We start from the raw sequence: 20,956 nt of genomic DNA, 5'->3' as shown, positions 1-20,956 counted from the left end.
CCCGAGCCGTAGATGCCGGTCGGGTGGAATTGCACGAACTCCATGTCCTGCATCGGCAGGCCGGCGCGCAGCACCATGCCGCCGCCGTCGCCGGTGCAGGTGTGCGCCGAGGTGCAGGAGGCATAGGCGCGGCCGTAACCGCCGGTCGCGAGGATGACGGTCTGGGCACGGAAACGGTGCAGCGTGCCGTCGTCGAGCTTGAGCGCGATGACGCCGCGGCAGATGCCCTGGTCGTCCATGATCAAATCGATGGCGAAGAACTCGATGAAGAACTCCGCTGCATGGCGCAGCGACTGGCCATACATCGTGTGCAGCATGGCGTGGCCGGTACGGTCGGCAGCGGCGCAGGTGCGCTGCGCCTGGCCCTTGCCGTAGTCCATGGTCATGCCGCCGAACGGGCGCTGGTAGATCTTGCCGTCCTCGGTGCGCGAGAACGGCACGCCCCAATGCTCGAGCTCGTAGACCGCCTCGGGCGCATTGCGCACCATGTATTCGATGGCGTCCTGGTCGCCGAGCCAGTCCGACCCCTTCACGGTGTCGTACATGTGCCAGCGCCAGTCGTCCTTGTGCATGTTGCCGAGCGAGGCCGAGATGCCGCCCTGCGCCGCAACCGTGTGCGAGCGGGTCGGAAACACCTTGGTGATGCAGGCGGTGCGCAGGCCGGCTTCGCTGCAGCCGACCACGGCGCGCAAGCCGGCGCCGCCGGCGCCGACCACGACGACGTCATAGGTGTGGTCTTCGATCGGATAGGCTTTCCCGTTGGTGGCGGGTGCGCCGTTGCCCTTGCCATTCGTTGCGGTAACCATGGGTTACACTCCGGATGAAAGCTTCAGGATCGCGTAGGTCGAGGCGAGTGCCACGGCGATCGTGAAGAAATTGTTGAGCATGACCGAGACGAGCTTCAGCTTCTCGTTATGGACGTAGTCCTCGATCACGACCTGCATGCCGATCTTCATGTGCCAGGTACAGGCGAAGATGAAGAGCAGCAGGATCACGGCGACGGGCAGCGAGCTGAGGATCTGCGCGGCGCGAACCTGATTGGGGCCGAGCAACATCATGATGATCACTAGCGCGGGAATCATCAGCAGCGTCAGGGCAACGCCGGTGAGGCGCTGGCGCCAGAAATCGGAGGTGCCCGAATGCGCCGCGCCGAGATTGCGGACGCGGCCGAGCGGGGTGCGCATGGAGGAGCCCTTCGGAGCGCCGTGGGATTCGTCGAAACTCATCGTCCACCTCCGATCGCGTAGCCGATGATCCAGATCAGCACCGTCAGCACGATGCCGCCGATCAGCGCGCCCCAGGTCAGCGCTTCGCGCTCATTGGGCTTGAAGCCGTAACCGAGGTCCCAGACGAAATGCCGGATGCCGCTGAGCATGTGGTGCATCAGCGCCCAAGTGTAGCCGAACACGATCAGCCGCCCGATGATGCTGCCGGTGAAGGCCTGGACGTTGGCATAGGCGGCAGGGCCGGAGGCCGCCGCGACCAGCCACCAGACCAGCAGCAGGGTTCCGACATAGAGGGCGATACCGGTGGCGCGATGCACGATGGACAGCGCCATCGTCAGCGTCCAGCGGTAGACTTGCATGTGTGGCGAAAGCGGTCGTTCGATCCGTGCGGTCATGGGCTTCGATTGCTTTGTTGCGGCCCGGCATGGGGCGCGCGGAGATCGCGGAAGGTTGGCTCTATTTACGGAGTCGATTTCACCTGCGCAATCACCAATTCGCCATAAATCGAACCTGCGTTCAGCGCTATGGCGTTGATGAAACAAGGCCAATCCGCTGCTTGGTATACCAGAGCGGCGGTCGACAGACCAAAGATCGAATATAAATTCGCTCTTTCAAGCTTCTGTCCGTGGCCGTTGAAATCGCTGTTGGAACGCCTCTAAACGGACCATCCCGTCCAAACCTCTGAACGCGCTGGCCAACGGTGTCTTGATCCGGTCCGCCAACCCGCCGCCCCGCCATTTTTTTGGCCCGGCTCGGATATGCGCGCCCTGCATTCCACCCCAGCCGGAAGGCGGCTCGTGTCGACCGGACCAACCAGATCGCTTACAGCTTTCCACGCGCAGCCATGTTCGGGCGAATGCTTCGGAGAGGTTGCGACCAGTCGCCGGGGCAGGTCAGGGGTGATTGCAGGTCTTGATATCAAGGAGATCGTGGAGCTCGCGCTGTTGCTGATCGCAACCGGCGCGCTCTCCGGATTTTTGGCCGGCGTGTTCGGTATCGGCGGCGGCGCGATTCTGGTGCCGGTGTTTTACGAATGCTTCCGCATCGCCGGCGTGCCGCTGGAAGTGCGCATGCCGCTTTGCGTCGGCACTTCGCTCGCCGTGATCATCCCGACCTCCATCCGCTCGTTCCAGGCGCATTACAAGCGCGGCGCCGTAGATCTTGAGATCCTTCGGGTGTGGTGGCTACCGATCCTGATCGGCGTCGTCACCGGCAGCGTGGTCGCGCGCTACGCGCCCGAGCGGCTGTTCAAGATCGTGTTCGTCTGCGTCGCCTATTCGGCGGCGATACGGCTGATCTTGGGGCGCGAGTCCTGGAAGTTCGGCGACGATCTGCCGAAGGGCCCGCTGATGCGCGTCTACGGCTTCTGCGTCGGCATCCTGTCGACCTTGATGGGCATCGGCGGCGGGCTGTTCTCCAACCTGCTGATGACCTTCTACGGCCGGCCGATTCATCAGGCGGTCGCGACCTCTTCGGCACTCGCGGTCTTGATTTCGATCCCCGGTGCGCTCGGCTACATCTATGCCGGCTGGCCCGCGGCCGCGAACTATGCGGCCGTCGCAGCGCTGCAAGTGCCGTTCGCGCTCGGCTATGTCTCGCTGATCGGCGCGGTCCTGGTGATGCCGATGAGCCTCGTCACCGCGCCGCTCGGCGTGAGAACCGCGCACGCGATGTCGAAGCGGACGCTTGAGATGGCGTTCGGGTGCTATCTCTTCATCGTCGGTAGCCGGTTTGTTATCAGTCTGGTGGGCGGGCAGTGAGGGTTTGGGGCGCATAGGCGCTACGCGCCCAGTGTCATTCCCCGCGAAGGCGGGGAATCCAGTATTCCAGAGACGACAGTGATTGAACGAGAAGCCGCGGCGTACTGGATGCCCCGCCTTCGCGGGCATGACGGCGAGGGTATGGCGCGACTGTGCCTGAAGTCCGCCCCTATTTCTTCGCGTAAATATCCTTGTAGGTGTCCCGCAGCACGTTCTTCTGCACCTTGCCCATCGTGTTGCGCGGCAGCTCGTCGACCACGAAGACGCGTTTGGGCATCTTGAACTTTGCCAGCCGGCCGTCGAGTGCCTTCAACACCGCAGCCTCGTTCACATCGGCGCCCTTGTTGCAGACCAGCACCGCCGTGACGCCCTCGCCGAAATCGGCGTGGGGCACGCCGATCACGGCGGATTCGATCACGCCCGGCATGGCGTCGATCTCGCTCTCGATTTCCTTGGGGTAGACGTTGAAGCCACCGGAGATAACGAGATCCTTGCCGCGGCCGAGAATATGGACATAGCCCTTGCCGTCGATCTTGCCGAGGTCGCCGGTGATGAAGAAGCCGTCGTCGCGGAATTCCGCCTTGGTCTTCTCCGGCATGCGCCAATAGCCCTTGAAGACGTTCGGGCCCTTGACCTCGATCATGCCGATCTCATCGCGCGGCAGCTCCTTAGCTGTCTCGGGATCGGTCACGCGCACGGACACGCCGGGCAGGGGGAAGCCGACCGCGCCGGGCACGCGCTCCCCATCGTACGGGTTCGACGTGTTCATGTTGGTCTCGGTCATGCCGTAGCGCTCGAGCACTGCATGCCCCGTGCGCGCCGACCATTCGCGATGGGTCTCGGCGAGCAACGGCGCCGAGCCCGAGATGAACAGCCGCATGTGTTGTGTGGTGTCGCGCGACAGCGCGGAATTTTGCAGGAGCCGCGTGTAGAAGGTCGGCACGCCCATCAGCACCGTGGCACGCGCCATCAGCTTGATGATCAGGTCCGGATCGAGCTTTGGCAGGAAGATCATCGACGCGCGGGCGAACAACGTCACGTTGGTCGCCACGAACAGGCCGTGGGTGTGGTAGATCGGCAGCGCGTGGATCAGCACGTCCTTGTCGGTGAAGCGCCAGTAGCCGACGAGCGCGAGCGAGTTCGATGCCAGATTGTCGTGGGTCAGCATCGCGCCCTTGGAGCGGCCGGTGGTGCCCGATGTGTAGAGGATCGCGGCAAGATCGTCGTTTGCGCGCGGCACCGTCGCGAATTCGCTGCTCGCCTTCTCGGCGGCTTCCGTCAGCGAGCCCTTGCCGTCGGGTCCGAGCGTCTCGATTTTCGCCTTCACCTTGGCGGCGATCGGGGCGAGGCCCTCGGATTTGGAGGGATCGCAGACCACCAGCGAGGGCTCGGCATCGCCGATGAAATAGTCGAGCTCGTTCAGCGTATAGGCGGTGTTGAGCGGCAGATAGACCGCGCCGGCGCGCACGGTCGCCAGATACAGGACGATGTTGGCCACGGATTTTTCCACCTGCACCGCCACGCGGTCGCCGGGCTTCACGCCGCGCGCGACCAGCACATTCGCCATTTGCCCAGCGCGCGCGATCAGATCGCCATAGCTGATATGGGCGCCGTCCTGCGTCTCGATCGCAAGGCGTTTGGGATCGTCCAGACCGTCAAACAGGCGGGAAAACAGATTGGCGTTGGCAGCTTGGTTCATGCAACATTCCTCGCCGGCGAAGGCCGGTCAAAACCGAGGGCTGGATTAGCAAAAACCGCCCCAATGAAGCAACGGAGACAGTTTGCATGTCAAAAAACGGGAAACGTGTGGCCTGGGTTACCGGCGCCGGCAGCGGGATCGGCGAGGCTGGCGCCGAGGCGCTCGCCGCCGACGGCTGGATCGTCGTGGTCTCAGGCCGCCGCAAGGACGCCCTGGATACCGTGGTCGCGAAGATCGCCAAGGCCGGCGGGACGGCCGAGGCCATCGCGCTGGACGTGTCCAACGCCGCCGAGGCCCAGAAGGCGGCCGATCAGATCGTCGCCAGGCACGGCCGGATCGACCTGCTCGTGAACAATGCCGGCATCAATGTCCCCAAGCGGAGCTGGAAGGACATGGAACTGGAGGGCTGGGACCAGCTGGTCCAGGTCAATCTCAACGGCGTGCTCTATTGCATGCACGCGGTGCTGCCGACGATGCGCAAGCAGCAGGACGGCTCCATCATCAACGTCTCATCCTGGGCCGGCCGCCACGTCTCGAAGATGCCGGGTCCTGCCTACACCACCACCAAACATGCGGTGCTGGCGCTGACCCATTCCTTCAACATGGACGAATGCGTCAACGGCCTGCGCGCCTGCTGCCTGATGCCGGGCGAGGTTGCGACGCCGATCCTGAAACTGCGCCCGGTGGTGCCGAGCGAGGCCGAGCAGGCGAAGATGCTGCAATCCGAAGATCTCGGCCGTACCATCGCGTTCATCGCCAGCATGCCGCCGCGCGTGTGCATCAACGAGCTCTTGATCAGCCCGACGCATAATCGCGGGTTCATCCAGACGCCGCATAACAGGGATTGAGAGGTCACTCGTCGTCCCGGCGAAGGCCGGGACCCATAACCACAGGACGTAGTTTGGCGAAGACACGTGGTTACCTGTCTCGCGCTACAACTGCTTATCGGGAGTATGGGTCCCGGCCCCCGTGCGCAATTGCGCACTAGGCCGGGACGACAATTGAGTTTGTAGCGCTCACACACGGATGTGCCACCCTATAGTTTCACGCATCACGATAAAATATTGTTCGAAACCACTCCGCCAACCCTCCCGTAATTCGAGCCAACGACGGCGCTTCTGCCTCACGTCAAACTGCTGCAGCCACCGTTGTTGCCCAACTCGAACGCCGGCTATCGCCGGTCACCATCCAATCGGGAGACTCTCCATGTCGAAGCGTATTGCCTATCTCGCTGCCGCAGCGTTCAGCACACTGGCTATCACCGCGACCGTCGTCGCGCCCGCCCGCGCCGAGGAAAAGACCGTCATGGTCGGGGGCGCCGCGATGTTCCCGTCCAAGAACATCGTCGAGAACGCTGTCCACTCCAAGGACCACACCACGCTGGTCGCGGCCGTGAAGGCGGCCGGCCTGGTGCCGACGCTGGAAGGCAAGGGCCCGTTCACGGTTTTCGCGCCGACCAACGCCGCCTTCGGCAAGCTGCCGGCCGGCACCGTCGACACCCTGGTCAAGCCCGAGAACAAGGCGACGCTGACCAAGATCCTCACCTACCATGTCGTGTCCGGCAAGCTCGAAGCCTCCGACCTTACCGACGGCAAGAAGCTGAAGACCGTCGAGGGCGAGGAATTGACGGTCAAGAAGTCCGGCAGCTCCGTCATGATCGTCGACGCCAAGGGGGGCTCCTCCACCGTCACGATCCCCAACGTCAACCAGTCCAACGGCGTGATCCATGTGGTCGACACCGTGCTGATGCCCGCGACGTAACACCGCGCAACCCCTGTTTAGTCCCCCTGACAGGGATATGCGGCAAGGCGAGCCGGGGGTACCCCCGGCTCGCTTTATTGTGAGAAGCTCCCCGCCAGACGCGTCCGATTCGGGAAAGATCGGGCGTAACGAACGCGGACTTGCTGGCGTATAATGGCCAACGCGATCTCACAGGACGGAACCACCATGTCGAGCCTAGCCACAGTCGACGAGCACATCGAAGCGGCACCGGCCAAGACGATCCAGCCGGCCTGGGTGCGGGTCATGCACTGGATCAATGCCCTTGCCATGGTCCTGATGATTCTGTCGGGCTGGCAGATCTACAACGCCTCGCCGCTGTTCGGCTTCCATTTTCCGCGCGACTACACGCTTGGCGGATGGCTCGGCGGCGGCCTGCTCTGGCACTTTGCCGCGATGTGGCTGCTGATGGTCAACGGGCTCGCTTATCTCATCACCGGTCTCGCCACCGGCCGCTTCCGCAAGAAGCTGCTGCCGATCACGCCGGCGGGCGTGCTCCACGACGTCAAGGCGGCCCTGACCTTCAAGCTCAGCCATGAGGATCTCTCGGTCTACAACTCCGTGCAACGCGTGCTCTATGCCGGCATCATCGTGGTCGGCGTTCTGATTGTGCTCACGGGCCTCGGGATGTGGAAACCAGTGCAGCTGCATTGGCTCGTCTCGCTGTTCGGCGACTATCCGACCGCGCGCTATATCCATTTCTTCTGCATGGCCGCGATCTGCGCGTTCCTCGTCATTCACGTCCTGCTCGCGCTGCTGGTGCCGAAGAGCCTGCGCGCGATGATCATCGGCCGCTGAGGAGGAGAACATGGCAAAGCGTTCATTCCTGATCCCAGGCGTCGACAAGCGGCTGCTGATCAAGGACTCCATCAAGACGATGCCGGATGTCACCCGCCGCCGCTTCATCACGGGCGGCGCCAGCTTGGGGGCGCTGACGTTGCTCACCGGCTGCGACGTGATCGACTCGTCCTCGGCCGAGGAGATGCTGAAGACGGTCTCGAAATTCAACGACGCGGTGCAGGATTTCATCTTCAATCCCGCCGCGCTGGCGCCGACGTTTGCCGAGAGCGCGATCACAAAACCGTTTCCGTTCAACGCCTATTACGATCTCGACGACGCACCCGAGGTCGACGGCAAGGATTGGAAGCTCGAGGTGCGCGGCCTCGTCGACAACAAGAAATCGTGGACGCTCGAAGAGCTCTACAAATTGCCGCAAGTCAGCCAGATCACGCGTCACATCTGCGTCGAGGGCTGGAGCGCGATCGGAAGCTGGACCGGCACCCCCTTGCGCGATTTCCTCAAGCTGATCGGCGCCGACACGCGGGCAAAGTACGTCTGGTTCCAGTGCGCCGACAAGGAGGGCTACAACTCGCCGCTCGACATGCGCACCGCGCTGCATCCGCAGACCCAGATGACGTTCAAATACGCCAACGAGATTCTGCCGCGCGCCTATGGTTTCCCGATGAAGATCCGCGTGCCGACCAAGCTCGGCTTCAAGAACCCGAAATACGTGGTGTCGATGGAAGTCACCAACGACTACAAAGGCGGCTATTGGGAAGACCAGGGGTATAATTCGTTCAGCGGGAGCTAGTTGTTGTCGTCCCGGCGAAGGCCGGGACCCATACCGCGAGGTCTATCGATTTTCGCGATATGCCAATTTCGAACGACCAGTCTTCGCCAAAGTGCTCCCTGTGCTTATGGGTCCCGGCCTTCGCCGGGACGGCACTGGTTATGAGGCCCGCCCCACCTTGCGCTGGCACAACGCGGCAACCGCCCCTAACGCCAGCAGCGCCGCCGACACATTCAGCGCGTAACTCAAGCTCCCCAGCGCGTCCGTGATCGCGCCGACCACGATCGGGCCGAGGGTCTGGCCGACGCCGAACGAGATCGTCATCGCCGCGATCGCGGTCGGCCACACCTCCGGCGGATAGTTGAAGCGCACGAAGGCTGTGGTCGAGCCGACCACGGCGAAGAAGGCGACGCCGAACACGACGGCGGAGACCGCAAGCCATGCCGGCGAATGCCCGAGCATCGGCAGGGCGGCGCCGAGCGCGTTGGTGCCGAGGATGATGGCGGTGGCCAATCCGCCGCGGTCGAGCGCGAGCACACCGCGCCAGACCCAGGGCGTGACGAAGGCGCTGAGGCCGATCAGGCTCCAGAACGCCGCCTGCGCCGCGGCCCCGCCGCCGCCGTCGCGCACATAGGCGATCATGAAGGTCATGTAGGCGATGTAGCCGGCGCCGAACAGGAAGTAGGCGGCGAGATAGATCAGCACCGGAAGAATCGCGAAGGCGCCGTGGCTGCCTCCCGAGAAGCGCGCGCCGCTCTCGATGCGGGTCAGAAACAGCGGCACCGTCATCACGGCCGCGAGCAGCGTCATCGCCCACCACACGATCCACCACGAGCCCGGTCCGAAATGCTGCAGCGTGAACGGCGCGATCAGCCCGGAAGAGAGAATGCCGACGCCCGGGCCGGCATAGAACAGGCTCAGCAGGAAATTGGCCCGCGCGGGGTGCGACTGCGCGATGGTCGCGGCCAGCGCGCCGCCGGCAACGAAGCCGGCCGCAGCGCCGAGGCCCAGCACGAGGCGCGCCAGGCTCAGCGCGAAAAAATTCCCGGTCAGCGCGCACACCGCGAGCGCGGCGACACAGGCCAGGGTTCCCAAGCGGATCGCCGCCGACCAGCCGATGCGCTCGATCAGCCGGGACGCCACAAGCGCGCCCACGAGGTAGCCGACGGCGTTGATGGTGTTCATGAAACCGGCCGCCGAATAGGACCAGCCGAGGTCCTCCCGCATGTCGGGCAGCACCAGGGCATAGGCAAAGCGGCCGATGCCGAGCCCGACCGTCGCGGCCAACGACAGGGTCAGGATCAGCCGCGCGGGATGAGCGTCGGGCGGGGGGCGACGGTCTTGAGCAAGGTAGTCTTTGGCGTGCAAAGGGGTACTCCGGCCTCCGCAGTGTGGCAGGCCCCGCCCGCCTTGCACAGCCGCGCCGCGGCAATGGTGTCTTGCCAAGCGCGCAACGCCGCTCTAGCACTCCGGCCGAAATTCGATCTCAGAGGAAACGACCATGGCGACCCACAAACTGCTGCTGCTCCCCGGCGACGGTATCGGCCCCGAGGTGATGGGCGAGGTGAAGCGGCTGATCGACTGGCTCAATTCGGCCGGGATCGCCAAATTCGAGACTGACACCGGCCTGGTCGGCGGCTCCGCCTATGACGCGCATAAAGTATCGATCTCCGAAGGCGACATGGCCAAGGCCACGGACGCCGACGCGATCATCTTCGGTGCGGTCGGCGGCCCGAAATGGGACGCGGTGCCGTATGAAGTGCGCCCCGAAGCTGGCCTCTTGCGCCTGCGCAAGGATCTCGGCCTGTTCGCGAACTTGCGGCCTGCAATGTGCTACCCGGCGCTGGCGGACGCTTCGAGCCTGAAGCGCGAGGCGGTCGAGGGCCTCGACATCATGATCGTGCGCGAGCTCACCGGCGGCGTTTATTTCGGCGAGCCCAAGACCATCACCGATCTCGGCAACGGCCAGAAGCGCGCCATCGATACCCAGGTCTACGACACCTACGAGATCGAGCGCATCGCCCGCGTCGCCTTCGAGCTTGCCAAGAAGCGCAAGAACAAGGTGACGTCGATGGAGAAGCGCAACGTCATGAAGTCGGGCGTGCTCTGGAACGAGGTCGTGACCCAGGTCCACAAGCGCGAATATCCGGACGTCACGCTCGAGCACCAGCTCGCCGATTCCGGCGGCATGATGCTGGTGAAGTGGCCGAAGCAGTTCGACGTCATCGTCACCGACAATCTGTTCGGCGACATGCTGTCCGACATCGCAGCGATGCTGACGGGATCGCTCGGCATGCTGCCCTCGGCCTCGCTCGGCGAAGTCGATGCCAAGACCAAAAAGCGCCGCTCGCTGTTCGAGCCCGTGCACGGCTCGGCGCCTGATATCGCCGGCCAGGGTCTCGCCAATCCGATCGCGATGATCTCGTCCTTCGGCATGGCGCTGCGCTATTCCTTCGACATGGGCGAGCTCGCCGACAAGGTCGACGCTGCGATCGCCGCGGTGCTCGCCAGCGGCCTGCGCACCGCCGACATCAAGTCGGATGGCACGACGGCTGCCTCGACCACGCAGATGGGCGAAGCGATCCTGAAGGAATTGCAGAAGCTGCACGCGTAGAGGCAAGGGCCGCAATCGTAGGGTGGTTAGCCCTGCGGACTGCGCGAAGCGTAGGCCGCTTGGCGTAACCCACCTCTTTTTGTTTCCGCGGAGAAGACCGTGGTGGGTCACGCCGTGCGAACTGCGCTTCGCGCAGTCGCAGGGCTAACCCACTTTACGCACTTCAGGAGCCACCTCATGGATGCCTCGCATCGCCCCAAGCTCGCGGAAACGATCATCCATGAAACGGTGCGCCAGCGCGAGGCGCAGATCGGCCGCCGTTGCGAAATCCTGAGCAACACGCGCATCGAATATTCCTCGCTCGGCGACTATTCGTACCTCGGCGAGAACTGCGAGGTCGCCGATGCGGCAATCGGAAAATTCACGGCCATCGCAAATTCGGCGCGGATCGGTGCGCCGAACCATCCGATGGGCCGTCCGTCCCAGCATCGCTTCACCTATTGCCCGGAATATTACGATGCGAGCGCGAGCCGTGACCGCGACTTTTTCGCCGACCGCCGCGGCGACCGCGTGATCGTCGGCAATGATGTCTGGATCGGGCACGCCGCGATCCTGCTGCCGGGCGTGATCGTCGGTGACGGCGCGGTGATTGCCGCGGGCGCGGTCGTCAGCCGCGATGTAGAGCCCTACACGATCGTCGGCGGCGTTCCCGCGCGTCCCATCCGCAAGCGCTTTGATGAGCCCGTCGCGGAAAGCCTGCGCCGGATCGCCTGGTGGGATTGGCCGGATGAGCTCATCTTCGAGCGCCTGGGCGATTTCCGCTCCGAGGCGATCGAAGAATTTTGCAGGCGCTACGATCCCGCGGCCAACGCGTAAGACGGACGCATCTCCCACAAACGAAAATGGCCGGGCGTGAGCCCGGCCATTTGATTCGGTCGATCAGTCCGCCTCAGTACAGCGGGAAATTCTGCGGATAGCCGCCGACATCGGCCGGCGTCGCCAGCGGCTGGCGATCGATCGGACGGTTGAGGTTTTCGCGGGCGAAGGACGGATAGCCCACGGACGGCGGGAAGGCATAGTCGCTGAACTTGCGGTCGCCCGGATTGACTTCGGTGCCGCCGTCGAGCCAGGAGCGCTTGCTCACATAGAGGCGGGTACGGCCCTGCTGATAGACCGCGTTGGGACCGCTCGGGCCGTAATAGTGGCGGGCGCTGTCGCTGCGCTGCTTCTTGGTGTCGGCCGAAGCCGGTGCCGCGAGCGCGACGGCAACAACGGCCCCTGCCGCAAGCCACATCGCCAATTTGTTTGCTCCAGAGAATTTCGAGCTCATCACGTCCCCTTCAGGCAGCAAGCCGCCAATCGATTTCACTCCCATACTAGCCCGGCGGGGGCGGCCGCAACTAGGTCTATTGGGTCACACCAGCGCGGAATAATCGTGCGCGCCGGCAAAAGTTGCATGAATACCAGCCACTTGGGCTCAATGGCGATCAAAGCGCTCCGCGCAATTGCGCGTTCGCGGCGCCCAACAGCCAGTCAGACGAGGCCGCGGCGTCGCAACCCCTGCGCTTAAGCTCGGCATGGGCGAAAAATTCCGCCAGCTTCGGCTCGTTGCCCGAGGTCAGAAGCGTCAGTCGGTTCAGCGTGCAGGCGACCGCCGCACGCCGTGCCGGCAGCGTCTCGCCCTGGCAGGAGAAGCCGGAGACCTGGAGCGCGGGCTCCTCGCTGCGCTTGAGGTAGCCCAGGCAAGTCCCGTTCGCAGCATCGGTGGGCCGGAACAGGACGACAGGCCCGAATTTCGTGTCGATCAGTCCGGCCTGCTCGAGGGCCGTCGCTGCGCCCAGTCCCATCTGGACGGCCAGGTCCGCCGTTGCGGGACGCGCCACGTCGAATTCGCCGCCCTCCCGGTAGATTTCGAGCTCGGCGACAGGCTTGTCCGCCTCGCCGGTCCAGCGCATCACGTCCCTGCGACCGCCCTCGGGATGCCGAAGGATGACGTAAGTGGCTGTTTTCTCTGATGAATCGAGCTTGCTGAGCGCGAAGGCCGGATGCGAGCGGGAGGCCTCGGCCCACCCCGGCTTTTCCATCCGCTCATCGTCGCGCAGGTTCGGCAGCTGGCCGACCGCTGCAAGCGCGAGGATGGCAAACAGGACGAGCGTCCCCACATAGACGAACAGGCGCGCCAGCGTGCCGACGACCTCGTCGGCGAAGGCTGCAAGCGCCAGATGGATGGCGGTCCTGGGGGGGGTTGCGGCCGTGCTGGCCTCGAGCGACTGCATCCTCGTCCCCAAGGCATGGTCCAACGTTGTCTTGAGGCCGGTTCTCGCATAGAAGCGCTGCTCTTCCTGTTTAAGCGTCAGCTTCAGGAACGGGCTTTTTCATCGGAGAGTGAACGATGGGTTACAAAGTCGCAGTCGTCGGCGCGACCGGCAATGTCGGACGGGAAATGCTCAACATCCTCGATGAGCGCAAATTCCCCGCGGACGAGGTCGTGGCCCTGGCGTCACGCCGCAGCGTCGGCGTCGAGGTCTCCTATGGCGACCGCACCCTGAAGTGCAAGGCGCTCGAGCATTACGACTTCTCCGACGTCGACATCTGCCTGATGTCGGCGGGCGGCGAGGTGTCGAAGGAATGGTCGCCGAAGATCGGCGCCGCCGGCACGGTCGTGATCGACAACTCTTCCGCCTGGCGCATGGACCCGGACGTGCCGCTGATCGTGCCGGAAGTGAACGCGGACGCGACGGCGGGCTTCAAGAAGAAGAACATCATCGCCAACCCGAACTGCTCGACCGCGCAGCTCGTGGTCGCGCTCAAGCCGCTGCACGACAAGGCGACCATCAAGCGCGTCGTGGTCTCGACCTATCAATCGGTCTCGGGCGCCGGCAAGGACGCGATGGACGAACTGTTCTCGCAGACCAAGGCCGTCTACACCAACCAGGAGCTGGTCAACAAGAAATTCCCCGCGCGCATCGCCTTCAACATCATCCCCCAGATCGACGTCTTCATGGAGGACGGCTACACCAAGGAAGAGTGGAAGATGATGATGGAGACCAAGAAGATTCTTGATCCCAAGATCAAGCTCTCCGCGACCTGCGTTCGCGTACCGGTGTTCGTCGGCCACTCCGAGGCCGTCAACATCGAGTTCGAGAATCCGATCACCGCGGACGAAGCGCGCGACATCCTGCGCAAGGCGCCCGGCTGCCTCGTCATCGACAAGCATGAGCCCGGCGGATACGCCACGCCGTATGAGGCGGCGGGCGAGGACGCCACCTATATCAGCCGCATCCGCGAGGACGCGACGGTGGAGAACGGTCTCGTGCTGTGGTGCGTGTCCGATAACCTTCGCAAGGGCGCAGCCCTCAACGCGATCCAGATCGCGGAAGTGCTGATCAACCGCAAGCTGATCAGCGCGAAGAAGAAGGCGGCGTAGAGAAAATGTAGGGTGGGTTAGCCGAAGGCGTAACCCACCTCTTTTGGCTCCGCGGCGACACAAGCGGTGGGTTACGCTTCGCTAACCCACCCTACGAAGCTAAGGCCTACGTCGCCTCGCGCGCGTTGCGAAATTCCTTCGCGTCCTTGTCCAGCACGAACAGCGATCCCTCCGCGACGCCGAAATAGGCGCCGTGGGTCTGCATCTGGCCGGCATCCACCGCCTTCTGCACGAACGGGAAGGTCATCAGGTTTTCCAGGCTGCGGAACACCGCGGCCTTCTCGATGCGCTCGACGAATTGCGCCATGGTCTCGTGGTCGCGCTGCTCGACGACCTCGCCCGGCTTGATGAACATCTGCATCCATTTGCCGATGAAGTCGCCCGGCGTCAGCGGCTCGATCTTGTCGACGAAAGCGCGAATGCCGCCGCATTGCGCGTGCCCGAGCACCACGATGTGCTTCACCTTCAGCACGGTCACGGCGTATTCCAGCGCCGCCGACACGCCGTGCGCGTTGCCGTCGGGCTGATACACCGGCACCAGATTGGCGATGTTGCGGACCACGAAGAGTTCGCCCGGCCCGACGTCGAAGATCACTTCGGGCGAGACGCGGCTGTCGCAACAGCCGATCACCATGACTTCAGGGAACTGCCCCTTCACCGACAGCTCGCGGTAGCGGGTCTGCTCGGTCGGCAGCCGCTGGGTGGCGAAGGCCTTGTAGCCTTCCAGCAAATGCTCTGGGAATGTGGTCATGGCCTATGCCTAATCATATACCGCTGGGACGAACAAGCCTTTCGAATAGGCAGGCCAGATGCTATCGGCTCGGTCAGAATAGGACGAGGAAACCGGAAGGAACGCTTGCATGACCCGCCCGCGCCGCAGCCATCTGTTCATGCCCGGCTCCAACCCCCGCGCGCTGGAAAAGGCGCGTAATCTCGCCGCCGACGGCCTGATCCTCGATCTGGAAGACTCCGTCGCGCCTGATGCCAAGGCGGTGGCGCGCGACGGGATAGCTGCCGCGATCGCGGCCAAAGGGTTCGGCAAGCGCGAGATCCTGATCCGGACCAACGGCCTCGACACGTCCTGGTGGGCCGACGACGTCGCGATGGCGGCCAAGGCCTCGCCCGACGGCATCCTGGTCCCGAAGGTCTCCAGCGTCGAGGACCTCGACACGATCGGACGCAGGCTTGCCGAGCTTGGTGCGGCGCCGACCGTGAAAGTCTGGGCCATGATCGAGACCGCGCGCGCGGTGCTGCATGCGGAGGAACTTGCCGCCGCCGGGCGCGATCCAGCGAGGCGCCTGTCTGGTTTCGTCTTTGGCCCGAACGACATCTCACGCGAGACGCGTATCAGGATGCTGCCGGGTCGCGCCGCGATGATCCCGATGATCACGCATTGCATCCTGGCGACCCGCGCCCATGGCCTCGAAATCCTCGACGGTCCCTACAGCGACATCAACAATCCCGACGGTTTCGCCACCGAATGCGCGCAGGGCCGCGACCTCGGCTTTGACGGCAAGACGCTGATTCATCCCTCGCAGATCGACGCCTGCAACGCGATCTTCACCCCGCCCGAGGAGGAAGTCACCCGCGCGCGAAAGATCATCGCGGCGTTCGAGCTGCCGGAGAACGTCTCGCGCGGAGCGATCCGTCTCGACGGCGCAATGGTGGAACGCCTGCACGCCGACATGGCGCGACGCACGATCGAGATCGCGGATGCGATTGCGGCGATGGGCAAGGGCTGAGGGACGTCACCTGCGCGCTGCTGATTTCGACATGATGCTCGCGGCTTGCGGCCGCACTTTGCTGTGAATCCAGGAACTGCGTCGTCGCGTCACTGTCTCCGTCTCGCATTCTTCAAGGTTTCGGATGGCAGCTCACCGACCGCTCGCCGATATTCCGATGCGAAGCGGCCAAGATTTTGAAAGCCACATTTGAACGCGACGGCAACGACGCTGGTCTGTTCATCCGGACGTCGTAAGAGCTCCGTCGCCCGCTGAAGCCTGAAGCGCCGCGCGCACTGGCCCGGTGATCCCCGCCCCGCCACGGAGAATTCCCGATAAATCGTCCGAACGCTGACATTGGCGATTGCGGCGATCTTCTCCAGATCGATTGGTTCGTCCCAATGAGCCTCGATGTAGGATTCCACAATGTCGATGACGGATCGGTTGGCGCCCGGCGCCGGGCCCTGAAGCCGATCAGTGAAATTGTGCCGGTGCGCCAGAAGGATTCGAACCATCAACGCCCGCTCAAGTTCGCCGATGGCCATGGGTGAGTAATCCTGTCCGAACCTGTCCAGCTCCTCGGCAAATCTGAAGACGTCCTGACGAACATAAGTCATGACCGCCGGATCAGCTTCGCTCGGGACGAAACGCAGCTCCACGTCGCTATCATCGCCCAGGATTGTCTTCAGCAACCGCTCGAGCGCGCCAGCATCGATCCTCAGCACCAATTGGCGATAGCCCGGCGCAAACTCGAGATCCAGCCTGGCGTCGCCGGAGATGATCGGACTAAAGCCTCCAATTGGCTCGCTGCTCCCATTGGTCCTGAAGCTCGCAGACCCCTGGATGGAGAAGAACTGGCGGAGAATTGGCGATTCGGGAAAGGAGAGCGACGCCGCACCTTCGTAACCGCAGAAGGCGAGGCCGATCGATTGCAAGCGAGCAAAATTGGCCCGGATACCGAACTCCTGACCGTGCTTGTCGAAGCGGTCGGCGCCATATTCGGCGAACAGGCGGTCGCGCGCGAACTCGCTGTCGCGGGACTGAAGCAAAGGATACCGGTCGAGATAAGAGACGCCGCCCAAATTAGAATTCCTCACCCCAAAGACTATCGTATCGCCTCCCGGCGCTACCAAATCCAGATTCAACGAAACGGCTGTCGGACGTGACTGGATCACTCGAGGAGGCACAACGCCCTCATGTCGGCTGCGGCGAATTGTCCGATGCTCCATGCGCATACCTGATCCTCGTGGCCACGGGTTCGCGATCGACGTTGCCGGCCGCATTGCCGAACATCGATAAGGATCTCAGGCTCTTCTTCGCAATTCGAAGCGGATGGCCTTCTCGGCGAGAGAGCAAAGGCCGAGAAGTTTCTGTCCGGCTAATCGCGCTGGCGAAATCCGGCCATTGTGTCTTCGATCGGACAAATACTCTGATAATTCGATTCGTATAGCTCCTGCATGTGCTGGGTCGCGGAGCCCCGACGAGCGGTCGGTCCTCACGAGATTCCGAGCGAGACCGGGAATGCTGCAATCGCTCGCAAGCCCACGGGCTGCAAACGAGCCATCAATTTTGGAGCGATGAAATGTTCGGTCGTAAATCCCGCCTCGATGCACAAGCTCAGATTGAGGCAATCGGCCGCTCGCAAGCCATGATCGAATTCAAGCTTGACGGCACGATCATCACGGCCAACAAGAATTTTCTCGACGCCCTCGGCTATCGGCTTGATGAAATCCAGGGCCAGCATCATTCCATGTTCGTTCCCGCCGACCAGCGCGGCAGCGCCGAGGACAAGGCGTTCTGGGCGGCGTTGAACCGCGGCGAGTATCAGGCGCGTGAGTTCAAGCGGATCGCGAAAGGCGGGCGCGAGGTCTGGATCGAAGCGTCCTACAATCCGGTGCTTGATGGCAACGGCAAGATGGTGATGGTTGCCAAGATTGCGACCGACATCACCGCGAAGAAGATCCGCAGCATGGCGGATGCTTCGAAGATCGCCGCCATCAGCCGTGCGCAGGCCGTGATCGAGTTCAAGCTCGATGGCACCATCGTCACGGCGAACGAGAGTTTCTGCAGGGTGCTCGGCTATTCGCTCGCCGAAATCGAAGGCAAGCATCACAGCCTGTTCGTGACCCAGGCCGAGCGCGACGGTGACGCCTATCGCGAATTCTGGGCAGCGCTCAATCGCGGTGAGTACCAGGCTGGCGAGTTCAAGCGCATCGGCAAGGGTGGCCGCGAGGCCTGGATCCTCGCGTCCTACAATCCGCTGCTCGACGAGAACGGCAAGCCGTTCGGCGTCGTCAAGTTCGCGACGGACGTCACTGAACAGAAGCTCAGGAACGCCGACCTCGCCGGCCAGATCGCGGCGATCGACAAGGCGCAGGCGGTGATCGAGTTCAACATGGACGGCACGATCATCACCGCCAATGCCCATTTCCTCGGCACGCTCGGCTATTCGCTGGCCGAGATCAAAGGCAAGCATCACAGCATGTTCGTCCAGCCGTCGGAGCGCGACGGCCCCGCCTATCGCGAGTTATGGGCGACGCTCAACGACGGTCAGTATCAGGCGGCCGAATACAAGCGCATCGGCAAGGGCGGCAGGGAGGTCTACATCCAGGCTTCCTACAACCCCATCATGGATCTCAACGGCAAGCCGTTCAAGGTCGTGAAATATGCGACCGATGTCACGAAGCAGGTGCTGGTCCGCATGGGCAACGAGCGCGTCCGCGGCATGATGGAGTCGGTCGCCGCCGGATCGGAGGAGCTGAACGCCTCGGTGCGCGAGATCTCCGAGGCCATGACCAAGTCCCGCCAGACTGCCAGCAGTGCGGTCGATCAGGTGTCCGCCGCGGACGCCCAGGCCCAGCGCCTCACCGAAGCGGCGCTGGCGATGAGCGGGATCGTCGAGCTCATCAACAGCATCACCGGGCAGATCAACCTCCTGGCACTCAACGCCACCATCGAATCCGCGCGAGCAGGCGAAGCCGGCCGAGGCTTTGCGGTGGTGGCCTCGGAGGTCAAGAGCCTCGCCAACCAGGCCAAGCAGGCCACGGACAAGATCGGCGCTGAGATCGGCAGCCTCAACGGCATCTCGGGCGACGTCGTCACCGCCCTGGCTTCGATCAAGACGGCCATCAACAACGTCAGCGAATATGTGACGTCGACGGCCGCGGCGATCGAAGAGCAAAGCACGGTGACCAACGAGATGTCGACCAGCATGCAGCGCGCTGCGGCGGAAGCAGCAGCGATGGTCAATGGTGCCTGATCTCGCGGACCGCCCTTACTTTCAGTTACGGGATTTGCAAAGCCGGCAGTCGAACGCGAGTCGTAACGTCTCACGGCCGAGGAGAGCGGCCGCTATCCGTTCGTCCACTGTCGCAGAAATCCGCTCCCGTCAGCGACGCGCGTGATCCGCGCGATCGAGTGACTCCAGTGTCGAGGCATTCGCGCAGAAACCGTGATAGTTCTCCGCGGCGGTGCCGTCGGCCAGCTCGCGATCGCACTGGCCCTTGTGGCTGCAAAGCGCGCACACCCGCTCCATGTCGCGCAGCAGCAGCGGCTGAGCGCGGCCGAGCCCTTCGGCGCTGATGCCGAGCTGTTCCAGCATTTTCGGCAGCTCGTCGGCGGCGTGCTTGCCGTGGCGGACCAGCTCCTCGAGATCGTCAGGCGTGATCCGCAAGTCTTGCGCGATGCGGTCGAAATCGGCGCGGTCGAGCTGCCGGATCTCGTTCAGCTCGCGGCGATGCTTCAGCCAGCTTGCAAAGGACTCGATGAGGTCCTGGACAATGGGATAAGGCCTGCTTGCGGTGCTCATGCGAAGCTCCATTCGAACGACGGAATTGGAGCCAGATTAGGCGCAATGGTGCAGATGCGCGTTGCGCTGGATCAAATAGGTCTCGTGTCCCGGACGCGCTGCAGCGTGAAACGCTGCTGCGCAGAGCCGGGACCCATCTCGCCGCCTGCTGGGCCCCGGCTCTGCAGCGCACCGCTGAAGAAGCGCTGCGCTGCGTCCGGGGCACGAGAGCGGTACGCGCCGAATCAACCTAGCCAAATCTCTCCGCCGCCCACGCATACAGGCTGCCCGGGATCGGCTTCTCGCCGCCGCGCCCCTTGGGCGAGATGTGCAGGCCGATGATGTCGGGGGCGGTGACGAGGCCGAGATAGCTCGAACGATCGAAGAACAGCTTTGGCTCGGCATGCACGGCGTAGAACGATTGCTTCGGCAGCGCGTTCTGCAATTCGCCGGTGCGGCGGGCGAGAGCCGTGAGTGCTGCAGGGCCAAAGATCGCAACGCGAATATCCGACAGGCGGTTCGAGCCGCCGCGCAGGCGTCGCATCATGAAGGTGATGCGGTGGCGCAGCGACAGCCAGTCCGGTGTCAATTCCTCCTGCTCCATCAGCTCTTCGAAGGCGGCAACGATGCCGTGCTTCGCCGGTAGGTAGATCACGGAATTGCCGAGCTGGCGCGGCCGCTCCCACGCGAAGTAGGGTTTTGCCGGATCGATCTCGACGGGTTTGAGCAGCAGCACGTCGGCGTCGAGCCAGAGGCCAAGACCCTTCGCCATCAGCTTCATGCGGAAGAAGTCGCTGAACTGAAGTGTCGTCCAGTCGCGCCAGCTGCCGTCCGGCTGCGGCGGGCGCAATCGTTCGGAGAACGCATGCGGCAGGATCGCCTCGGCGTCCGCATTGCCGACCCCTGCGGGCAGGCCGGGAATGGTGTCAAAACTGTAGACCGTGACCTTGTGGCCGGCAGCCAGCTGCGAGCGCAGACAGGTCTGGCGCAGGGCGTCCATCGGGCCGTGCCAGAAGGTGACGATGTCGGGCAGCATGCGCGAAGCCATAAGCGATAATCAGGGCAAAGAAAAAGCCCCGGCGCTTGTAGCACCGGGGCTCGAACAAAAACTTGCGATCAGGCCCAGGCGCGTTCGCGCTTGAGCTTCTCCTCATAGGTGTCGATCGAGGCCTTCTTCTCCATCGTCAGGCCGATGTCGTCGAGGCCGTTGATCAGGCAGTGCTTGCGGAACGGATCGATCTCGAACTTGACCTTGCCGCCGTCGGGGCCGCGAATCTCCTGGTTCGGCAGGTCGATCGTCAGCGTCGCGTTGGCGCCGCGCTCGGCATCGTCGAACAGCTTGTCGAGGTCTTCCTGGGCCACGCGGATCGGCAGAATGCCGTTCTTGAAGCAGTTGTTGTAGAAGATGTCGCCGAACGAGGTCGAGATCACGC

The 20,956-nt window shown here is 63.5% G+C and carries 22 protein-coding genes and 1 pseudogene; 10 read left to right on the top strand and 13 right to left on the bottom strand.

The genetic code is table 11. From position 1 onward, the window contains the following. The 3 genes from IVB31_RS29190 to sdhC all read right to left on the bottom strand — a co-directional run. Positions 1 to 806: FAD-binding protein (locus tag IVB31_RS29190; RefSeq protein WP_247331035.1), on the bottom strand; the 806-nt coding region annotated here is incomplete at its 3' end. A gap of 3 nt (positions 807 to 809) precedes the next feature. Further along, entirely contained in the window at positions 810 to 1,226 is a 417-nt protein-coding gene (sdhD, locus tag IVB31_RS29185; protein WP_247331032.1) for a succinate dehydrogenase, hydrophobic membrane anchor protein, read from the bottom strand. Beyond that, positions 1,223 to 1,621, bottom strand: coding sequence for a succinate dehydrogenase, cytochrome b556 subunit (gene sdhC, locus IVB31_RS29180; protein WP_247331030.1), 399 nt, complete (start codon positions 1,619 to 1,621; stop codon positions 1,223 to 1,225). The genes sdhD and sdhC overlap by 4 nt, the downstream gene beginning before the upstream one ends. Positions 1,622 to 2,125: 504 nt before the next feature. Between sdhC and IVB31_RS29175 the strand changes: the two genes are divergently transcribed. Further along, positions 2,126 to 2,986 carry a sulfite exporter TauE/SafE family protein gene (locus tag IVB31_RS29175; RefSeq protein ID WP_247331028.1) on the top strand — a complete coding sequence of 287 codons (861 nt, stop codon included), beginning with the start codon at positions 2,126 to 2,128 and terminating at the stop codon, positions 2,984 to 2,986. A 169-nt stretch (positions 2,987 to 3,155) separates the two neighbouring features. Here IVB31_RS29175 and IVB31_RS29170 read toward each other — a convergent pair whose 3' ends face one another. Continuing rightward, positions 3,156 to 4,685 (bottom strand): malonyl-CoA synthase, encoded by a 1,530-nt coding sequence (locus IVB31_RS29170; RefSeq protein WP_247331026.1) that lies wholly within the window; start codon positions 4,683 to 4,685, stop codon positions 3,156 to 3,158. 86 nt (positions 4,686 to 4,771) lie between these two features. On the opposite strand from IVB31_RS29170, the gene IVB31_RS29165 reads away from it, so the two are divergent. From IVB31_RS29165 to IVB31_RS29150, 4 genes are all read left to right on the top strand, one after another. Beyond that, positions 4,772 to 5,533, top strand: coding sequence for an SDR family oxidoreductase (locus tag IVB31_RS29165; RefSeq protein ID WP_247331014.1), 762 nt, complete (start codon positions 4,772 to 4,774; stop codon positions 5,531 to 5,533). A 358-nt stretch (positions 5,534 to 5,891) separates the two neighbouring features. Continuing rightward, positions 5,892 to 6,446, top strand: a complete 555-nt coding sequence (locus IVB31_RS29160; RefSeq protein ID WP_247331012.1) for a fasciclin domain-containing protein — start codon at positions 5,892 to 5,894, stop codon at positions 6,444 to 6,446. 186 nt (positions 6,447 to 6,632) lie between these two features. Next, positions 6,633 to 7,262: a cytochrome b/b6 domain-containing protein gene (locus tag IVB31_RS29155; RefSeq protein WP_247331010.1), complete on the top strand. Its 630-nt coding sequence runs from the start codon at positions 6,633 to 6,635 to the stop codon at positions 7,260 to 7,262. Positions 7,263 to 7,272: 10 nt separating this feature from the next. After that, positions 7,273 to 8,055 carry a molybdopterin-binding protein gene (locus IVB31_RS29150; protein WP_247331008.1) on the top strand — a complete coding sequence of 261 codons (783 nt, stop codon included), beginning with the start codon at positions 7,273 to 7,275 and terminating at the stop codon, positions 8,053 to 8,055. Between the two features lie 138 nt (positions 8,056 to 8,193). Here IVB31_RS29150 and IVB31_RS29145 read toward each other — a convergent pair whose 3' ends face one another. After that, positions 8,194 to 9,402 (bottom strand): YbfB/YjiJ family MFS transporter, encoded by a 1,209-nt coding sequence (locus tag IVB31_RS29145; RefSeq protein ID WP_247331006.1) that lies wholly within the window; start codon positions 9,400 to 9,402, stop codon positions 8,194 to 8,196. A gap of 133 nt (positions 9,403 to 9,535) precedes the next feature. Between IVB31_RS29145 and leuB the strand changes: the two genes are divergently transcribed. Then, entirely contained in the window at positions 9,536 to 10,648 is a 1,113-nt protein-coding gene (gene leuB, locus IVB31_RS29140; protein WP_247331004.1) for a 3-isopropylmalate dehydrogenase, read from the top strand. A 177-nt stretch (positions 10,649 to 10,825) separates the two neighbouring features. Further along, a complete protein-coding gene (locus tag IVB31_RS29135) occupies positions 10,826 to 11,464 on the top strand; it encodes a DapH/DapD/GlmU-related protein (RefSeq protein ID WP_247331001.1) in 639 nt (212 codons plus the stop codon). 73 nt (positions 11,465 to 11,537) lie between these two features. On the opposite strand, the gene IVB31_RS29130 is transcribed toward IVB31_RS29135, so the two are convergent. Together IVB31_RS29130 and IVB31_RS29125 are read right to left on the bottom strand one after the other, a co-directional pair. Beyond that, on the bottom strand, positions 11,538 to 11,918 hold the full coding sequence (locus IVB31_RS29130; RefSeq protein WP_247330999.1) for a hypothetical protein: 381 nt from the start codon (positions 11,916 to 11,918) through the stop codon (positions 11,538 to 11,540). A 157-nt stretch (positions 11,919 to 12,075) separates the two neighbouring features. Beyond that, positions 12,076 to 12,864, bottom strand: a complete 789-nt coding sequence (locus tag IVB31_RS29125) for a hypothetical protein (RefSeq protein ID WP_247330997.1) — start codon at positions 12,862 to 12,864, stop codon at positions 12,076 to 12,078. A gap of 116 nt (positions 12,865 to 12,980) precedes the next feature. Here IVB31_RS29125 and IVB31_RS29120 point away from each other — a divergent pair, with 116 nt between their 5' ends. Next, positions 12,981 to 14,015: an aspartate-semialdehyde dehydrogenase gene (locus IVB31_RS29120; protein ID WP_247330995.1), complete on the top strand. Its 1,035-nt coding sequence runs from the start codon at positions 12,981 to 12,983 to the stop codon at positions 14,013 to 14,015. A gap of 106 nt (positions 14,016 to 14,121) precedes the next feature. Here the strand turns inward: IVB31_RS29120 and IVB31_RS29115 are convergent, their stop codons facing one another. Continuing rightward, a complete protein-coding gene (locus tag IVB31_RS29115) occupies positions 14,122 to 14,766 on the bottom strand; it encodes a carbonic anhydrase (RefSeq protein ID WP_247330991.1) in 645 nt (214 codons plus the stop codon). A 109-nt stretch (positions 14,767 to 14,875) separates the two neighbouring features. Here IVB31_RS29115 and IVB31_RS29110 point away from each other — a divergent pair, with 109 nt between their 5' ends. After that, positions 14,876 to 15,757 (top strand): CoA ester lyase, encoded by an 882-nt coding sequence (locus IVB31_RS29110; RefSeq protein ID WP_247330989.1) that lies wholly within the window; start codon positions 14,876 to 14,878, stop codon positions 15,755 to 15,757. An 89-nt stretch (positions 15,758 to 15,846) separates the two neighbouring features. Here IVB31_RS29110 and IVB31_RS29105 read toward each other — a convergent pair whose 3' ends face one another. Further along, on the bottom strand, positions 15,847 to 16,818 hold the full coding sequence (locus tag IVB31_RS29105; protein ID WP_247330987.1) for an AraC family transcriptional regulator: 972 nt from the start codon (positions 16,816 to 16,818) through the stop codon (positions 15,847 to 15,849). Between the two features lie 413 nt (positions 16,819 to 17,231). Next, positions 17,232 to 17,483 (bottom strand): hypothetical protein, encoded by a 252-nt coding sequence (locus tag IVB31_RS33695; RefSeq protein ID WP_247332400.1) that lies wholly within the window; start codon positions 17,481 to 17,483, stop codon positions 17,232 to 17,234. Here IVB31_RS33695 and IVB31_RS29095 point away from each other — a divergent pair. Continuing rightward, on the top strand, positions 17,367 to 18,995 hold the full coding sequence (locus tag IVB31_RS29095) for a PAS domain-containing methyl-accepting chemotaxis protein (RefSeq protein WP_247332291.1): 1,629 nt from the start codon (positions 17,367 to 17,369) through the stop codon (positions 18,993 to 18,995). The two genes, IVB31_RS33695 and IVB31_RS29095, sit on opposite strands and share 117 nt — an antisense overlap. Positions 18,996 to 19,124: 129 nt before the next feature. Here the strand turns inward: IVB31_RS29095 and IVB31_RS29090 are convergent, their stop codons facing one another. The 3 genes and pseudogenes from IVB31_RS29090 to IVB31_RS29080 form a co-directional block, all read right to left on the bottom strand. Continuing rightward, positions 19,125 to 19,544: a hypothetical protein gene (locus tag IVB31_RS29090; RefSeq protein WP_247330985.1), complete on the bottom strand. Its 420-nt coding sequence runs from the start codon at positions 19,542 to 19,544 to the stop codon at positions 19,125 to 19,127. A gap of 229 nt (positions 19,545 to 19,773) precedes the next feature. Next, the gene (locus IVB31_RS29085) at positions 19,774 to 20,559 is read right to left on the bottom strand and encodes a hypothetical protein (protein ID WP_247332287.1); all 786 of its coding nucleotides are present in this window, start codon (positions 20,557 to 20,559) and stop codon (positions 19,774 to 19,776) included. 80 nt (positions 20,560 to 20,639) lie between these two features. Further along, positions 20,640 to 20,956, bottom strand: a pseudogene (locus tag IVB31_RS29080) (3-isopropylmalate dehydratase small subunit); the annotation flags it as partial.

Source organism: Bradyrhizobium sp. 21, from assembly GCF_023073335.1.
Lineage (GTDB): Bacteria > Pseudomonadota > Alphaproteobacteria > Rhizobiales > Xanthobacteraceae > Bradyrhizobium.
This window is presented reverse-complemented; position numbering and strand designations above follow the sequence as displayed.